Annotated in this window: 15 protein-coding genes, 1 tRNA gene and 1 pseudogene; 3 read left to right on the top strand and 14 right to left on the bottom strand. The window is 68.4% G+C overall.

Annotation, left to right across the window (positions count from 1 at the left end):
- The first annotated feature begins 73 nt into the window (after positions 1–73).
- Positions 74–145, top strand: a tRNA-Arg gene (locus tag ACZ4IF_RS37430).
- 387 nt (positions 146–532) lie between these two features.
- Positions 533–2113, top strand: coding sequence for a hypothetical protein (locus ACZ4IF_RS37425; protein ID WP_467571456.1), 1581 nt, complete (start codon positions 533–535; stop codon positions 2111–2113).
- A 90-nt stretch (positions 2114–2203) separates the two neighbouring features.
- Here ACZ4IF_RS37425 and ACZ4IF_RS37420 read toward each other — a convergent pair whose 3' ends face one another.
- The 13 genes from ACZ4IF_RS37420 to ACZ4IF_RS37360 form a co-directional block, all read right to left on the bottom strand.
- The gene (locus ACZ4IF_RS37420; RefSeq protein ID WP_467571453.1) at positions 2204–3577 is read right to left on the bottom strand and encodes a tyrosine-type recombinase/integrase; all 1374 of its coding nucleotides are present in this window, start codon (positions 3575–3577) and stop codon (positions 2204–2206) included.
- A complete protein-coding gene (locus tag ACZ4IF_RS37415; RefSeq protein WP_060900682.1) occupies positions 3574–3744 on the bottom strand; it encodes a helix-turn-helix transcriptional regulator in 171 nt (56 codons plus the stop codon). Before ACZ4IF_RS37415 ends, ACZ4IF_RS37420 begins: the two co-directional genes overlap by 4 nt.
- A gap of 20 nt (positions 3745–3764) precedes the next feature.
- On the bottom strand, positions 3765–5054 hold the full coding sequence (locus tag ACZ4IF_RS37410) for a replication initiator (protein WP_467571450.1): 1290 nt from the start codon (positions 5052–5054) through the stop codon (positions 3765–3767).
- A gap of 153 nt (positions 5055–5207) precedes the next feature.
- Positions 5208–5390, bottom strand: coding sequence for a SpdD protein (locus ACZ4IF_RS37405; protein WP_467571446.1), 183 nt, complete (start codon positions 5388–5390; stop codon positions 5208–5210).
- 127 nt (positions 5391–5517) lie between these two features.
- On the bottom strand, positions 5518–5712 hold the full coding sequence (locus ACZ4IF_RS37400) for a hypothetical protein (protein ID WP_359499820.1): 195 nt from the start codon (positions 5710–5712) through the stop codon (positions 5518–5520).
- Between the two features lie 9 nt (positions 5713–5721).
- Complete coding sequence (locus tag ACZ4IF_RS37395) at positions 5722–5913, bottom strand: mobile element transfer protein (RefSeq protein WP_467571440.1); 192 nt, start codon at positions 5911–5913, stop codon at positions 5722–5724.
- A complete protein-coding gene (locus ACZ4IF_RS37390; protein WP_359499815.1) occupies positions 5910–6098 on the bottom strand; it encodes a hypothetical protein in 189 nt (62 codons plus the stop codon). The genes ACZ4IF_RS37395 and ACZ4IF_RS37390 overlap by 4 nt, the downstream gene beginning before the upstream one ends.
- An 18-nt stretch (positions 6099–6116) precedes the next feature.
- A complete protein-coding gene (locus ACZ4IF_RS37385; RefSeq protein ID WP_467571435.1) occupies positions 6117–6779 on the bottom strand; it encodes a DUF2637 domain-containing protein in 663 nt (220 codons plus the stop codon).
- Positions 6780–6858: 79 nt separating this feature from the next.
- On the bottom strand, positions 6859–8232 hold the full coding sequence (locus ACZ4IF_RS37380) for an FtsK/SpoIIIE domain-containing protein (protein ID WP_467571432.1): 1374 nt from the start codon (positions 8230–8232) through the stop codon (positions 6859–6861).
- 4 nt (positions 8233–8236) lie between these two features.
- On the bottom strand, positions 8237–8587 hold the full coding sequence (locus tag ACZ4IF_RS37375) for an SCO3933 family regulatory protein (RefSeq protein ID WP_359499807.1): 351 nt from the start codon (positions 8585–8587) through the stop codon (positions 8237–8239).
- Between the two features lie 157 nt (positions 8588–8744).
- Complete coding sequence (locus tag ACZ4IF_RS37370) at positions 8745–9473, bottom strand: GntR family transcriptional regulator (protein WP_467571425.1); 729 nt, start codon at positions 9471–9473, stop codon at positions 8745–8747.
- Between the two features lie 107 nt (positions 9474–9580).
- Positions 9581–9964: an ATP-binding protein gene (locus ACZ4IF_RS37365; protein ID WP_467571422.1), complete on the bottom strand. Its 384-nt coding sequence runs from the start codon at positions 9962–9964 to the stop codon at positions 9581–9583.
- Between the two features lie 349 nt (positions 9965–10313).
- Positions 10314–11054 carry a GntR family transcriptional regulator gene (locus ACZ4IF_RS37360; RefSeq protein WP_432187679.1) on the bottom strand — a complete coding sequence of 247 codons (741 nt, stop codon included), beginning with the start codon at positions 11052–11054 and terminating at the stop codon, positions 10314–10316.
- Between the two features lie 80 nt (positions 11055–11134).
- Here ACZ4IF_RS37360 and ACZ4IF_RS37355 point away from each other — a divergent pair, with 80 nt between their 5' ends.
- Complete coding sequence (locus ACZ4IF_RS37355; RefSeq protein WP_467571419.1) at positions 11135–12235, top strand: DUF1152 domain-containing protein; 1101 nt, start codon at positions 11135–11137, stop codon at positions 12233–12235.
- A 390-nt stretch (positions 12236–12625) separates the two neighbouring features.
- Here ACZ4IF_RS37355 and snpA read toward each other — a convergent pair.
- Positions 12626–13276, bottom strand: a pseudogene (gene snpA / locus ACZ4IF_RS37350) (snapalysin); the annotation flags it as partial.
- Between the last annotated feature and the right edge of the window lie 629 nt (positions 13277–13905).

Raw genomic sequence — 13905 nt, 5'->3', positions numbered from 1 at the left:
CAAAACCCGTGGCAATCGCCCCCGAAAGAGCTGGTAGGGTTCTACCCGTCGCCGCGAACACCGCGCCCGACACGCCCCCGTAGCTCAGGGGATAGAGCAACGGCCTCCGGAGCCGTGTGCGCAGGTTCGAATCCTGCCGGGGGCACCCTGTATGAGGTGCCCAAAGACCCCGTCACCAGCGGAAACGCTGAGGCCGGGGTCTTCGCGTATGTGCAGGCGAGTGCAGCCCGAAGCGGCTCCATGTCGGGGTCTGTGGACGAGGCGTGGACGGGATCTTGGGGCATTCCCGCAGGTGACGAGCCGATCAGCCGTGTTCCTCGTTATCGTCGTCCCGGTAAGACGTCGTTTCTTGACGGGCCGCTTCTCGACCGTTCGTCTCAACCGCCGCAGGTGATGCCAGGCGATGAGACTGACGCGCAGCATTCCGCCGACTGAGTCCGGCTGGCCGCAACCATTTCCGCACCTCGCGGGTCACACCTGTGAAGCACGGCGGGCCGGGACCCTCCCGGTGCACGGGGAAGGTTTCGGTCGGATGGCACGACGATCACGGGTACGCGCGGTCGCGATGGCGGCGGCGGGCGCGGTGGCGCTGATGGCGGGGGCGTTCGGCACGGGTCCGGCCCGCGCCGACACGGCGGACGCCGCACGAGAGATGACGGTCCGGTTCGCCGAGCACGAGCTCTTCATCGGGACGGAGCCGGCGAGCGTGAACCTGTCCTACCGGTGGAAGGTGGCCGGCGGGGGCACGGCACACCACGTCCACCTGACCGTCGACCTGTCCGGAGTGGCCGCCTTCGCCGAGCCGGCACCGTCGGAGCACTGCGAGGGCAACCTCTGCACGCTGGACCTGGCGTCCGCCACCTCGGACTTCCACGCCATCACGCTGGTGCCGAAGCCCGGTGCGGCGGTCGGCAGCAGCGGCACCGTGACCGTCTTTGGCACGGCGTCGGACGCCACGGTCACCGGCGACCACCTCACCCTGACCAACGGCAAGACGCAGCTGAAGGTGAGCGCGTCCGCCGAGCAGCTGCACCAGGTGCCGGGCGACATGCTGACCTTTCCGCTCGACGTGTGGAACAACGGCCAACTCCCGGCGGCCAAGGGGGTGCGGCTGCGGATCGACACCACGGCCGGGCTGCACCTCCAGGGCTCCTGGGCCAACTGCCGCGACGTGCCCGCGGGCGACCGCGGGGGGCACATCGTGCGCGAGACCCTGTGCGACTTCCCCACCCCGGTGGAGCCCGGCCGGCAGTACGCGCTGTCGTCGCCGCTGCGCGTCAAGGTCGGCGACGAGGCCCTGCGCGACAAGATCTTCTACGAATTCACCCCGCTGACCGGCGCCGCCCCGGCGAACGGCCCCGGGACCCCGCTGACCCTGGTCCCGAAGGGCGCGATGCCGTCCGACGGGAACATCGACCCGTACTTCACCACCTACGTCAACAGCGTCAATCACGCCGACTTCGCCGTCACCGGGGACACCGTCACCGGGCGGCGCGGCGGTCACGCCACGCTGCACGCCACGGTGATCGACCGGGGGCCGGCGGTGGTGCAGGACCTCCTCGACGACGACGTCTTCCTCCCGGTCCTCGTCAAGCTGCCGCCGGGCACGAAGGCCACGAAGATCCCGGACAACTGCCAGCCGCCGCCCACGGACGACGGGTCGGACCCCGGCCCCCGGATGGGCCGGTCCTCCTACCAGTGCTACTTCGGCGATCCCGCCCCGGGGGACAGACACGTCCTGTCGTTCACCGTCGCCATCGGCCCCCGTACCCCGGCCGTCTCCACGGGCCAGGTCCGCACGCTGGAGTTCTTGAAGGGGCTCGACCCCGACGCCTCCAACGACAGCGCGGCGCTGACTCTGCGGCTGGCGCAGGGCGGCTCCGCGGGCGGCGGCACGGCCGGCGGGTCCGGAGGTGGAGGTACGCCCGGCGGGTCCGGCTCCGGCGGCGCGGCCGGAGCGTCCGGCTCCGTTTCGGGCGGCCCTTCCGCAGGGTCCGGACCGCTGGCCGACACCGGATTCGGCGGCGGCTGGATCGTCTGGGCGGCCGGCGCGCTGTTGCTGGCCGGTGGTGTGGCCGTAACGCTCTCCCGACGGTCCCGCGGCGGGAACTGACACGTCGTCCGGGGTCCGGAGGGCCCCCGGACGGGTCAGGGGCGGAAGCCGCCGGTGATGGTCGCAGCAGCCGCGCCCGCGACAGCATGCTCACTCGTACTCGCGAAGCAGGTCCTCGATACGCCGGTTGGCGACGTCCTGTCGGCCGTCGAGGCACTTCGCGTAGCGGGTCAGCAGGACCTCAACGCTGTTGCCGGCGCGCTCAGCTACCTCGGTGGGATCGACACCCGCGTTGAGCCACGTGGACAGCGCTGAGTGCCGCAGGTCGTACGGGCGACTCGCGAGCGGTGAGGCAGCGACAGCCGTCGGCAGCGCGAGGAGACGAGCCTCCTGCCAGACCCGGTAGTAGGTGGAGGACGGAACGACCGCACCCTTCTCGCTGAAGAAGAGCCGCCCGTCGTCCGCCGTGCCGAAGGTTTCCAGGTGCTCGCGCAGCACGGCGATGAGGTGGGGCGGGATCGGCACCCGCCTGACGTCCTCGGCCGGCCGGTTCTTCAGTCCGCGGTCGTCATGGGTCTCCCCCGAGTCGGTCCACCGCCTGCCGACCGACGGACGCGTCCGGTGGAGCAGAACTGAACCCCAGCCCCGTTGAGGCAGCACCAGGTCCGTCTCGGAGAGGCCGATCGCTTCAGCCGGCCGGAGACCGCCGAAGTACATGGCGGCGAAGAGGCCCACGAGGCGCCGACCACGAGCACGCCGGTAGCCGCCCACGTAGGAGACGGCCGCCAGGAGATTGCGAGCCTGCTCAGGGTTCGCGACAACGCGAGGATCAACCTGGTTGGAGACCTTCGGTTTCTGCCAGCGAACAGCCGTGATCGGGTTTTCGCGCAGCTCCCCCAGGTCGACCGCATAGTTGGCAGCGTTGACGAGAGTCCGCCGCTTACGCCGCACGGTTTCGGCTGCCGCGGCCGTGCCGTCGAGCTTGAGTTTCAGCGAGTCCAGCACCGCACGGGCCGTGGCTGGTTCAGCAAGATCGGCGAGCGGTCGCGATGCCTTCGACACCCAGTGAAGGACGTTCCGCACATCGTCCGGGACCTCTCGGTCGTCGGGCCCCGGCAGGACGAAGGCCCAGTGGCGGAGTGCCTTGCGGATGGCCTGGTCGGACGGCCGTCCGGCCCGCTCGTCGAGGAGCTCCACCGTCACGCTGGTGAGCGATTCGTTGATGCCGTCGCGGGTGTTGGGGGCAGCATGGGGCCACTTCATGGCGAGATACCTGAGGGCGAAGTCGTACCAGGACACAGCCGACTTCTTCGGCTCCATCGAGTCAGGAAGGCCAGACCTCTTGTCGAACTCCTCGCCCTCACGCATCGCGCGCATGAGCTTCGCTCGGTAGTGATCGGCGAGCGCCTTGGTGCGGAACGAGTCGGAGAAGACGTTGCCCGCCACAGACCAGCGGACGCCGTACGAGGGTGTCTTCGTGTCGCGCTTGCGCACGGCCCAGACCTTCACATCGAGAGACTTCACGCTGCGGCCTCCAGCTGTCGCAGCCACGTGGTGAAGTCGCTGCGCCACACCCGTAGCTCCCCGTTGGGCAGCTTGAAAGCAGCCGGCCCGTATCCCAGCTCCCGCCAGCGGTAGAACGTCCGGCGAGAGACCCCGCCCAGCTCGTCCAAGACCTGGCGAACGGTCATCAGCTCGTCGCGATGCTGGTTCACGTAGGTTCTCCTTCGGTTCCGGGGGCGGGTTCGAGGGATGCAGCCAGCCAGGCTTCTGCGGCGGACAGGCCGGTTCCGGCGAAGACCCAGTGCGAGAGGACGAGGGTCGTGTCGGTGTCGCCCTCGGTGGTTGCTGCGGTCTGCGCGCGGCGCCATTCGGCGCGGGCGGTTCGGAGGGCGCCGAGGGTGGTGGAGTAGCGGCGCGATTTGGTGGAGAAGTGGCCGCGGAAGCCGAGCATGTGGGCCCAGGCGCGGAGGCGGAGATTTTCCAATTCCTTGCGTGCACCGAGGGTCCAGGCGGTGCGGATCAGCCGGCGGGCGTGGTCGCCGATGTCGAGTTGGGCGAGTTCGGCGAGGAACTTGAGCGGGCGGTCGAGAGCTCCCGTCGCGGTCTCGGCGCCCTTGGTGGCGTACTTGGCGATGTACGCGGCCACAGCCCGCTCGGTCAGCTCCTGGCCGCCGTCGAAATCGGCCGAACGGATGGGGCGAATGTCGAGCTGCTCTCCGAAGGCGAACAGGTGCGCTCGGCCGTCGAGGACGGGGCCGAGGACTCTTGCCTTGGCAGTCGCCGAGGCGATCGCGTCCACCAAGAGCTCCGTCGTGGCCCATCCTGGGGGCTCGGTGCTGCCGCCGTCCGGGCCGTCGATACGGATGACCGCATGGAAGTGGACCGCGCCGCGCTTCTGGAACTCGGCGACCTTGGCGAACGAGACCCGGGCGAAGTCCGGGAAGTCCCGCTGGGTGAGGCCGGCGCGCTTGGCGATCTCCCGACGGAGGTAGATGGAGAAACGCCGCCAGAGCGTTCCCGCGTGCGCGTTCCAGAGAACGGCGCCTTCGTAGTCGTACGTCACCGGGTCCAGAGGTGCTCCGAGCGAGTCGTCGTCTGCACCGTGCAGCAGTCCGCAGCGGCAGGCACGCACGGTGCCGCGCCGGTCTGTGGGTCGGTTGTGGACGGGCCCGAAGCCGGGGGCGGTGAAGGTGGCGAACACCTTGGGGTGCCGGGTCACCGCGGCGGGCGTGCCCTTGCCGCCGCGCAGTCCGGCGGTGATCAGGTGGAAGGTGTCTCGGCGGTAGGTCTCCGCGCAGGCCGGGCAGCGGGTCGCCCGCCGGTTGTTGCAGCGCACCAGGAGGTTGCCCGCCGGGAGCGAAGCCGAGTCGAGGCGACGGAGAACGCGGCCGATCTCCCCGGTTCGCGTATCGACTGCCCGCTCGACGCGGTGGCCGTCCAGGCGTACGGGCTGGATGCAGCCGCCGATGCCGCGGAGTTGTTTGACGAGGGTGGGCATGCCGCCCAGGGAGACGAGCGCGCCCAGTTCTTCGACCGGGGGCGGAACGCGTCCGGTAGTAATGGGAACTGTCCTTTCGGTTTCGGTCGAGGGGTTCGCGCCTGCCGGGGCGGCGGGATGCTTGGCCGTATCGAGGCCGCCCCGGCAGGCTGGTCAGCGCTTGTGGGCGCTGTTGAGCAGGGAGCGCAGCACCAGGGCCGCGATGGAGACGGCGACGGCCGTGATGGCGACCGTGGCCAGGAGCGCGGTCAGGACGACGCCCACGACGAGGACCGCCGTAACGGCACTCGCGCCACGGCTGACGAAGGGCGCGACCAGGCGGCTGGTGGACGCCATCGGAGCGTGAACGCAAGAGCAGGTGGCCGGGGCGTGGGGGTGCTCGGCCGATGTGGTCAGCGTGCGCGCGGTCGGTAGCGGAGCCGCGTCAGGCATCTTCGGGCGGAGCAGCATGGTGTTTCTCCCTTCAGCGATTGGTTCCGTCGACGACGTCGACACCGGAGCGAGTGCCGGACTGAATGACCGGGGCAAGGAAGGTCTGAGAGAGCAGGAAGCCGAACAGAGCGATCACGACGGCCACCCACATCCGGACGCCGAGGAACTTGATCGCGGCCCAGGCGATGACGCCGAGGACGAAGACGAGAGGCAGGCTGACGGTCACGGTGATCTCCTAGCGACCCGAGCAGCGGTGGGTACGGGCTGCCAGCTCGGCGGCTGCGCGACTGTCGTAGTCGGTCGAGAAGCCGCAGCGGGGTGCCGTGCAGGCAGCGGTGTGCTTCGCTCGGCCCCGGCCGTCGTAGAAGGTGCCGACCTGAACGGGGCCGATGCGGATCACTCGGCGGAAGCGACGTTCGGTGGTCATGGACGGGTCTCCTTGTGTCCGGTGAAGTCGGTGATGTGGTCGGCCAGCCAGTTGCGGATCTCCTCGCCCTCGTCGGTGTCGGCGGTGAGGATCACGGGCTCGGCGACGAGGACGGCCTCGGTGAACTTGTTCTGGCGGGTCAGTTCGGCAGCGCGCCGAAGGGCCCGCAGGGTGGACGGTCGCAAGTGCGGATTCCTTGTCGATCAGGTGAGTTGAGCGGCGAGGGCCTCGGCGAGCGGGGCCGGGATACCGAGTCGGGCACGCAAGGTGTCCGTATCGATCGGGGCGCCTGTCCGGGTGTGATGCTCGGCGGCCACCTTTCGGGCGTGGTCGACGAGCGCGGTCGGGAGCCGGTTCAGCGAAGGGGCGGCAAGCGCGGGTCGCGAGGTGGGAGCGGAAGGCGCTGGTGCCGACCGTGGTTGCGCGCCCTCATCCGTCGGTGCCTCCTGCTGTTCACGGATGCCAGGGGGCGGGTCGGCAGGCCCATGCGCGAGCAGCGTGCCGCCGAGGAAGGCGACCGCCGGCCACCCGGCGACGGTGATGCGGAGCCATGCGGGTACGTGGTCCAGGTCGAGGAGTCCGGCCGTGGCGATGTTGGCGCCGAGGCTGGCTGCGAGTGCGACCAGGAACCAGGCCCATCCGGAAGCCTTGGACTCCCCCGTACGCAGTCGCTTCCAGGCCGCCACCAACAGCAGGTCGACACTCACCGGATAGGCCCACGCCTTCCACCCGTCCTGTCCGGCAGCCACCGCCAAGTCATGGAGGTGCGCGAAGGACAGGGCCGCGGCGATGAGGGCTTGGATCAGTACGGCGTCCACGCGGCTCGGAAGCGCACGCGACGAGGAACGGTCGACCAACCTGATCACGTCCTCTCATTCGGTTTCGGGCATGGCGGAGGTAGGGACTCGGCGCGAGACGGTCGCGCCGGCCGTTGTGGTGGTCAGGTCAGCCAGTCACCGGACGCGGTTTGGTCGCCGTGATCGGAGAGGGGGCCGAGGGGGCCGGGACACTCGGCCGGAATGGAGACAGGGCCGGTACGTCGGGCACGAGTTCGGCGGCCTCTCGGCAGATGGCCGCAGCGTCGGTGAGCGACAGGTAGGGAGTGCGCATGCGCGCCCATCCACCGGAGGTATCACCGGCGACGGACAGGCCCGGCCGTTCCGCCGGGATCGTGGAGGCGACGCCGACAGCCTCGGGAGCGATGTCGCCAAGGGCCATCTTCGCGGAGGCCTCGTCGTTGACGCGGTGGCAGACGCGTCCGCTGAGTTGAGCGCGCAGCATGGTCGCACCTTTGCCCAGTTCGGCACCGAATCGCTGCCCGCAGATCTCCAGATAGATGCCCGCGGCCCGTCCGAGCTGGGCGAGTCTGATCAGTTGGGTGACCATCTCGTCGCGTCGCTCCTCGTCCTTGCGGCTTGCCACGAGGAAGAGTTCGGCCACCTCGTCGACGAACAGCACGATCGGCGCGGGCCGTTCGTCATCCGGCAGGCCCCACACGTCAGAGGTGATCTCCTCATCCGGCGCGCCGGGCGCGATGCCCTGGCGTGCCTTGATCAGGTCGTAGCGGTCCTCCATTTCCTTGACGAGGACGGGCAGCAACTCGGCGGCTTCGTCGGAGTCAGTGGCCAACGCCGACAGGCGCGGGGCGAAGGGCGCCAGCTCCACACCCCGCTTGCAGTCGATGCCGACCAGGGCGACCCGCTGAGCGGCCAGCCCTGCCAGCAGATTGCGCAGGAACATCGACTTCCCCGACAAGGTGGCACCGAGGACGAGTTCGTGAGGAACGGACCGGTAGTCCCGGACGAACACGGTCGCGTCCTCACGCAGAGCCACCGGAACGGCGAGAAGGTCACGCTTCGCGCGGCGCGGCATTTTCACCGTGCGCAGCAGGTCGAAGCCGACCAACCGCAGCTCGACCACGCCCGGTTTGATCTCGCGAACGTGGACCGCGTGAACGCCCCAGGCGTGACGTAGCCGCTCACACGAGGCAGCCACGTCTGCCGGCTCCTGGCCGGGGGCGAGCCGGAGCCGTACCCGCAGCCCGGTGGCGGTGGGACGGATCAGCCCCCGGCGCGGAGGAACCGGGCGGACTTCACGGCGAGTGGTGGCCCGTACGGCCAGCGCTCGCAGCCGGGACGGTTGGACCGTCAGCCCGCACGCATCCATGGTCGAGCTGTACGAGCCGACCAGCCGGGCCACCGACGCGGGCAGCCCGACCGTGGCCCAGTAGACCGAGGGATGTGCTTTGCGGGTGTAGACCGCCCCGCCTATCAAGGCGAGGGGCCCACCCAGTTCGGCCAGTGTCATCAGCTCGGACACGAGATCAGTTCTCCTGTCCGGCGGGGAAGGCTCCCGGGACCACGGCCGCCGCCCGGTAGGCGATGCCGTGGCGGGCCTGCCCGCTGAAGACGCTCTCCCAGGGACGGGCGACGAGGCCCGGCAGGGAGACCGGAGCGCCAACGGCCAGGCCGTCCGTGACACCACTCTCCGGGACAGTCACCGCGATGAGCGACGACTCCCCCTCGTCGATGTAGACGACGCCGACCTTCATCAGCGCCTCGCCGCTGACCGCGTCCTTGGCGATCTCGCCCGTCTGCCGGTCCTTGACCTTCGGCTCGGGTGCCTCGGTCAGCAGGATCGTCGCGGACGAGGTCTCAACTCGGATTGCACGCACAGAACTTCTCCTTCGTAGACACCCGCCAGACGACCTGACAGGTTGACTTAGCAAGTTCGAAATTAGGGATGCCAGGTTGACTTGTCAAGTGGCTTCCTTGGCCTGCCCTCTGGAGCTTCCGAGGTGCCAACAACCGTGCTGCTGAACCGAGTTCGACTCAGACGAGCCGATAAGTATCTTCCAGTTCCTGCCGATCGGCCGGCAGGAGAACATCCGTGACCTGCAAGGCTTGTCCGGCAACATCACACGCGACAACCAAGACACTGAGCACCGGAACCCCCTCGGGCAGCGCCAGGAGCTCAGCCTCTTCCTGGCCCGCCAGTCGCGCCGAGACGCGTTCGGTCACGTGGTCGAAGCGCACTTTCTTACGGGCCTCCAAGTGTGCGCGCAGCCCCTCTCGCAGTGGAGACGAGACAGCGAGCTCGGTCCCATCGACCAGACCCGCCGGGAAGTACGACGACGAGAGCTCGACCGGCTCGCCGTCCTGCTCCACCAGCAGCCGCCGGACCAAGACCCGTGCCTCCTTGGGTACGCCGAGGACGGAGGCGACCCTCGGCGGCACGAGGACCTGCTCAACCTGGACGAGGCGACCTTCGACTGTGGACTCATCGCGCTCCAGCGCGTCACGTCCTCGCCGATCTTTCCGCTCGACGACTTCCGGCCGCCCACGGACGATCGTGCCGAACCCTTGCCGGGACTCCAGCCAGCCGTCCCGCTTCAGCAGTTCCAGCGCACGGACGACGGTGGGCCGGGACATACCGAAGGCCTGAACCAGCTGATTTTCACTCGGGACCCGACTCCCCGGCGGGTACGTACCGTCCTCGATACGCCCCTGGAGCGTCTGCGCCAGCCGCACATACTTGGGTGCAGCCACCTCGTACGCCATAGCCCCGCCTAGTGAGAATCCGCCAAGTCAACCTGTCAACCAGACTACTCACGTGAGTAGGTACTGAACACCCACGGGCTCGTCGGCGCTACAGGCTCGGAACGACCTCACGGCTTCCAGGCTTCATCGATCTGGAACCACACGACGGTTCCACCGAAGCGGCTGGGGCCGGCTGCCCAGGAGTCCGCAAGCGCGTCCACCAGGCAGAGCCCCCTGCCATGCGCAGCATTGGCATCGGGGGTGCGGAGTCGAATGTCCTCCGGAAACCCAGGATTGTGGACGTCGACCCGTAGGGCCTCCCCCAGGCGCGACCACTCGACTCGGACCCGCCAAGGCTCTTCGGCCTCCCCGTAGAGAACCGCGTTCGTCACCAGTTCGGAGAGCATCAGGACACAGTCGTCGATCGGGCAGGCCAGGTTGTACGGTGCGGTGAACTTCCGGAACCATCGCCTCGCCCGAGCCACGGACTCGGGCACGGGATAGAGGGTCATGCCCCCGATCGGCGATACTCCACCTAACGCGGCTTTTGACTCTTCACGTGGATCCGCCATGCGCGCCACTACTCCCTACCGGTGCCGTCACAGTCGAGACAGCGCCGCTTGGACGTAGCACGGGTGCGTGCGTCGGCGACGGAGAGCGCCAGAGCGGAGCGGGAGCTGACGCGCTTCCATCCTCGCCCTCGGCACCCACGGCAGACCGCTTCCCGCGAGACGTGCCGTAACTCCCCGCACTCCTGGCCCACACCCATGCCCCTTCCGGTCAAGTGGCCTTAGCCACTTACTGGATAGTGGCATTAGCCACCCGAAGCCACAAGCGGTTCACCAAGAGAAGCGCGACTTTCTAGCTGATCGGGTAGCCCTGCTCGAACGCCCAACGCCCAGGCGGGTACGTCGCCTCGGCGAACTCCAAGGGCCGATCCTGCATGTCATAGACCACGTGATGGACAATCAAGACAGCTGCACCGGACTCAAGTTCAAGGTCAGCAGCCTCGTCCTCGGTGGCCAGCCGAGCGCACATCCGATCTTCGGCGTAGCTCCCTTGGCGCCCCGTGACACTCTCGACGTACATGAGCGTCCCCTCCTGAATCCGGTCAGGATCACAGAGCTTGGGAGCCCGCTCACCGACATCGGCACCGAACCACGAAGTGGAGATGGTGATGGGTCCCGACTCGTTCTTGGTCACACGACGACGATGAACGGCCCGGGCTCCACCCGTCAGACTCAGCGCCTCAGCCACGTAGTCCGGGGCCTCCAACCAACCGGCGGAGGTGATCACCGCGTACTCGCCCGGCGTGTAGATCTTGCCGGTCTGCTTGGCGCGGCCGTACAGCTCCCGAGCACGCCGGTTCACCGCGAGACCGCGCACGTAGGTGCCCGAACCCTGACGCTTCTCCACCAGACCCTGATGACTCAGGGCTTCCAGCGACCTCGCCGCCGTGGGGCGTGAAACGCTCCAGTCTGCGGCAAGTTGACGTTCCGACGGAACCTCGTCGCCAGGCCTCAAGTCGCCTCGCAAGATCTGATCGCGGATGTGGTGTGCGATCTGGAGGTACTTGGGCTGGGTCTCTTCGATCTGCGGCATCGGAACCCCTCCCTAAGTGGCTATTACCAGTAGCCACTATAGGGTGAGTGGCCAGCAGTGGACCCCGTACGCTGACGCGGGTGACCCGCTTGATCGTGGCAGCAGGAGGAGGGGGCGACGCAGTCGCCGCCGCAATGCTCGACGCCGCCCTCTACGGGGGCGGAGAGAGTCCGGCGGTGATCCTCACGTACGCGTGGGACCGTCTCTTGATCGATCCAGTGCCAGGACCACGAGGGCCGGCGAACTTCACTGGCCTACGCCCCCTCACGCGAAGCGTCTGGACTGTCCCGGCCGACGCAAAGCCGGTCGCACCAGCAGGCTCTACGCTCCCCCGGCTGGCAGCCGAACTCCCCCACACCCTCGCCCTGATCAATCCCCAGCAGGGGGCCGAAGGCATCACACGCCAGGTCGAAGAACTCGTCGAGCACCTGGCTCCGGAGTCGATCGACCTCGTGGACGTGGGCGGCGACATCCTCGCCAAGGGCGACGAGCCCACCCTGCGCAGCCCATTGGGTGACGCCCTCACGTTGGCCGCATGCTGCCAAGTCGACGCGCCTGTACGGCTCCTGGTCGCCGGTCCCGGCTTGGACGGGGAGCTCCCGGCCGAGGTTCTGGCCGACCGGATGGACCCGGCGGCCCTGACGCTCACAGCTGAGCACGTCGAACTAGTCGGCTCCGTTCTGGAGTGGCACCCGTCCGAGGCAACAGCAATGCTGGCCGCCACAGCCCGCGGAGTCCGCGGTCTCTGCGAAGTCAGGGACGCCGGCCTCCCAGTTCCCCTCACCGACGAAGGTCCCACCGTCCACGAAGCGGATCTGGACGATGCCCTCAACCGGAACGAGCTCGCGCGCGCCATCCTCGCGACCGAGACACTTGCCGAGGCGGAGCAGTACAGCCGCGAGGTCTGCGGATATTCAGAGATCGACTACGAACGGAACAAGGCCAGTTGGCTGGGCAGCCAGCCAGAACAGAAGCTCGACCCAGAAGTCGCACTCCGCCAACTCGCCCAGTTCGAGGCCAAGGCCCGCGGCCGAGGCATCACGCACACGACGTTCCGCAGGATCACCGAGGCCCTCGGCCTCAACGGCAAGCAGCGCCAGGACCTGAGAGCACTCCTGCTCAGCAGCCGGCCGGAGCAGTACGCCGCTCCGCTGTGGCGCATCCCAGCCGAAGCGATCTAGGTTCAGTCGATACTTGACGGGCTGGCGTCAGGTGATGCCTGACGCCTTCCCTAGGCAATCCTCCACCAGGCGATCATGGAGATCGACTAGTGAGTTCCCACTCGCACTCACGCCTGGGCGCGACGAGTGGAAACGCGATCAATTCCAGAGCGTGCGGTGGTGCGAACGCCACGGACCGTGACCACCCGGGCCCGCGGGCCAACCCGGCCATGCAGCGCTCGGGCCGCCAGCGGACGGATTTCCCGTACCCGGGGCCACGGACGGTGCCGACGGTGCAGCGCTCGGGCCACCAGTGGGCTGGCTCCCCGTACCCGGGGCCACGGACGGTGCCGACGGTGCAGCACTCGGGCCGCCACCGGACTGGCTCCCCGTACCCGGAGCCTGCGCACCTCCGCCGGCCCACAGCTCATCGACACGCGCACGCTCGGTGGCGTTCGGCTGGCGGTTGGTGCAGGACGGGCCGGGGCCGCCGCCCGACATCAGCTCACTGCACGGCCCGCTGTAGTCGTCCGGCAGGCCCAGCACGTGCCCGGTCTCGTGGGTGACAACGCGAATCGAGTCGTACTGCTGGATCTGGGTGTAGTCGAGGAAGATCTGGCCGCCTCCGTGGCCGTCGGTGGAGGCGTGAGACCCGCGAGGGTCGTTGCCCTCGGAGTAGGAGAAATCGGCGCTGCCCGAACCGCTCGAAGCCTCCGCGAGCTTCACGTTGGACTCGGCGCTGTTCCAGATCTCGGCCGCGCTCGATATCTGCGAACGGAAGGTCGGCGCCTTCGAGGCGTCGTAGTGGAGGGTCACCGCCTGCCCGCTGGGCTGGGCGGCGCTCTTCTGAGCGACCGACTTGAGCACAGCCTCGAAGAACGCCCTGTTGTTCGCGGCCTCCCCAGCCGACCCGTCGTACCCCGCCACGGAGGTATCGGCGGAATCAGAGGGAGTGGCGGCCGGCTGGGCGCTCGCCGGCACCGCCACGGCCAGCGCACTGGAGGCCAGACCCAGGCCGAGAGCGAGGGCAAGGAATCTCGGGGACATCCGGGACGAATTCATGTGGGGGGTGCTCCTACTCACTCGGTGACGCCGAGCGCCACAGCGCGCGGTCGACTCGGCGCAAACACCGGTTCCGAACTGCAGCGACGTCCTGTGGGTCGACATTCTTAGAACCGCCCGACAGGGCACGCAATGGGTCCCACTACTACGTCGCTCCGTAGATCTCAGGACCTCGCCAGGACCGTGCGCGGGCCTCCGATCCCCACACAGCGACAGGAGGAAAAGCTGCCGGGGCGTCAGAAGCCTTACAGCGCAGGGCAGTGGGCGTGCGGGCAGGCTGGGCGGAATTCACCACACACGCCGCAGGATCCACATCCAGGTCAAGACGGACAAATACTCAGATGTACGCCATGCCTCATCTACTAAGTGCACCGGTTGATTCGTAGAGCACTGTGACTGACGTCACGAAATAATTGGCTTCCGCTCCTTTTGCGCCCCCGTTGACCCCGAGTCGCCCTCCCCAGGAAGTCACCCTCAGCGCAGGGCAGAGCCCCTCACCACCGAGCCGCCACCGCTCAGTCCTGATCAGGATGGAAGCCGGGCCCGCCGTGCGGCACGGCGAGCGGCACAGGGAGAGGCCGGTCGCTTCCTCACCTGCCTCCAGCAGCGGGGCCGCCGCACCCAGTGGC

The organism is Streptomyces sp. NPDC025784 (genome assembly GCF_055558435.1).
Note: the sequence above shows the minus strand (reverse complement) of the source record. Positions and strands in the feature narration are given on the sequence as shown.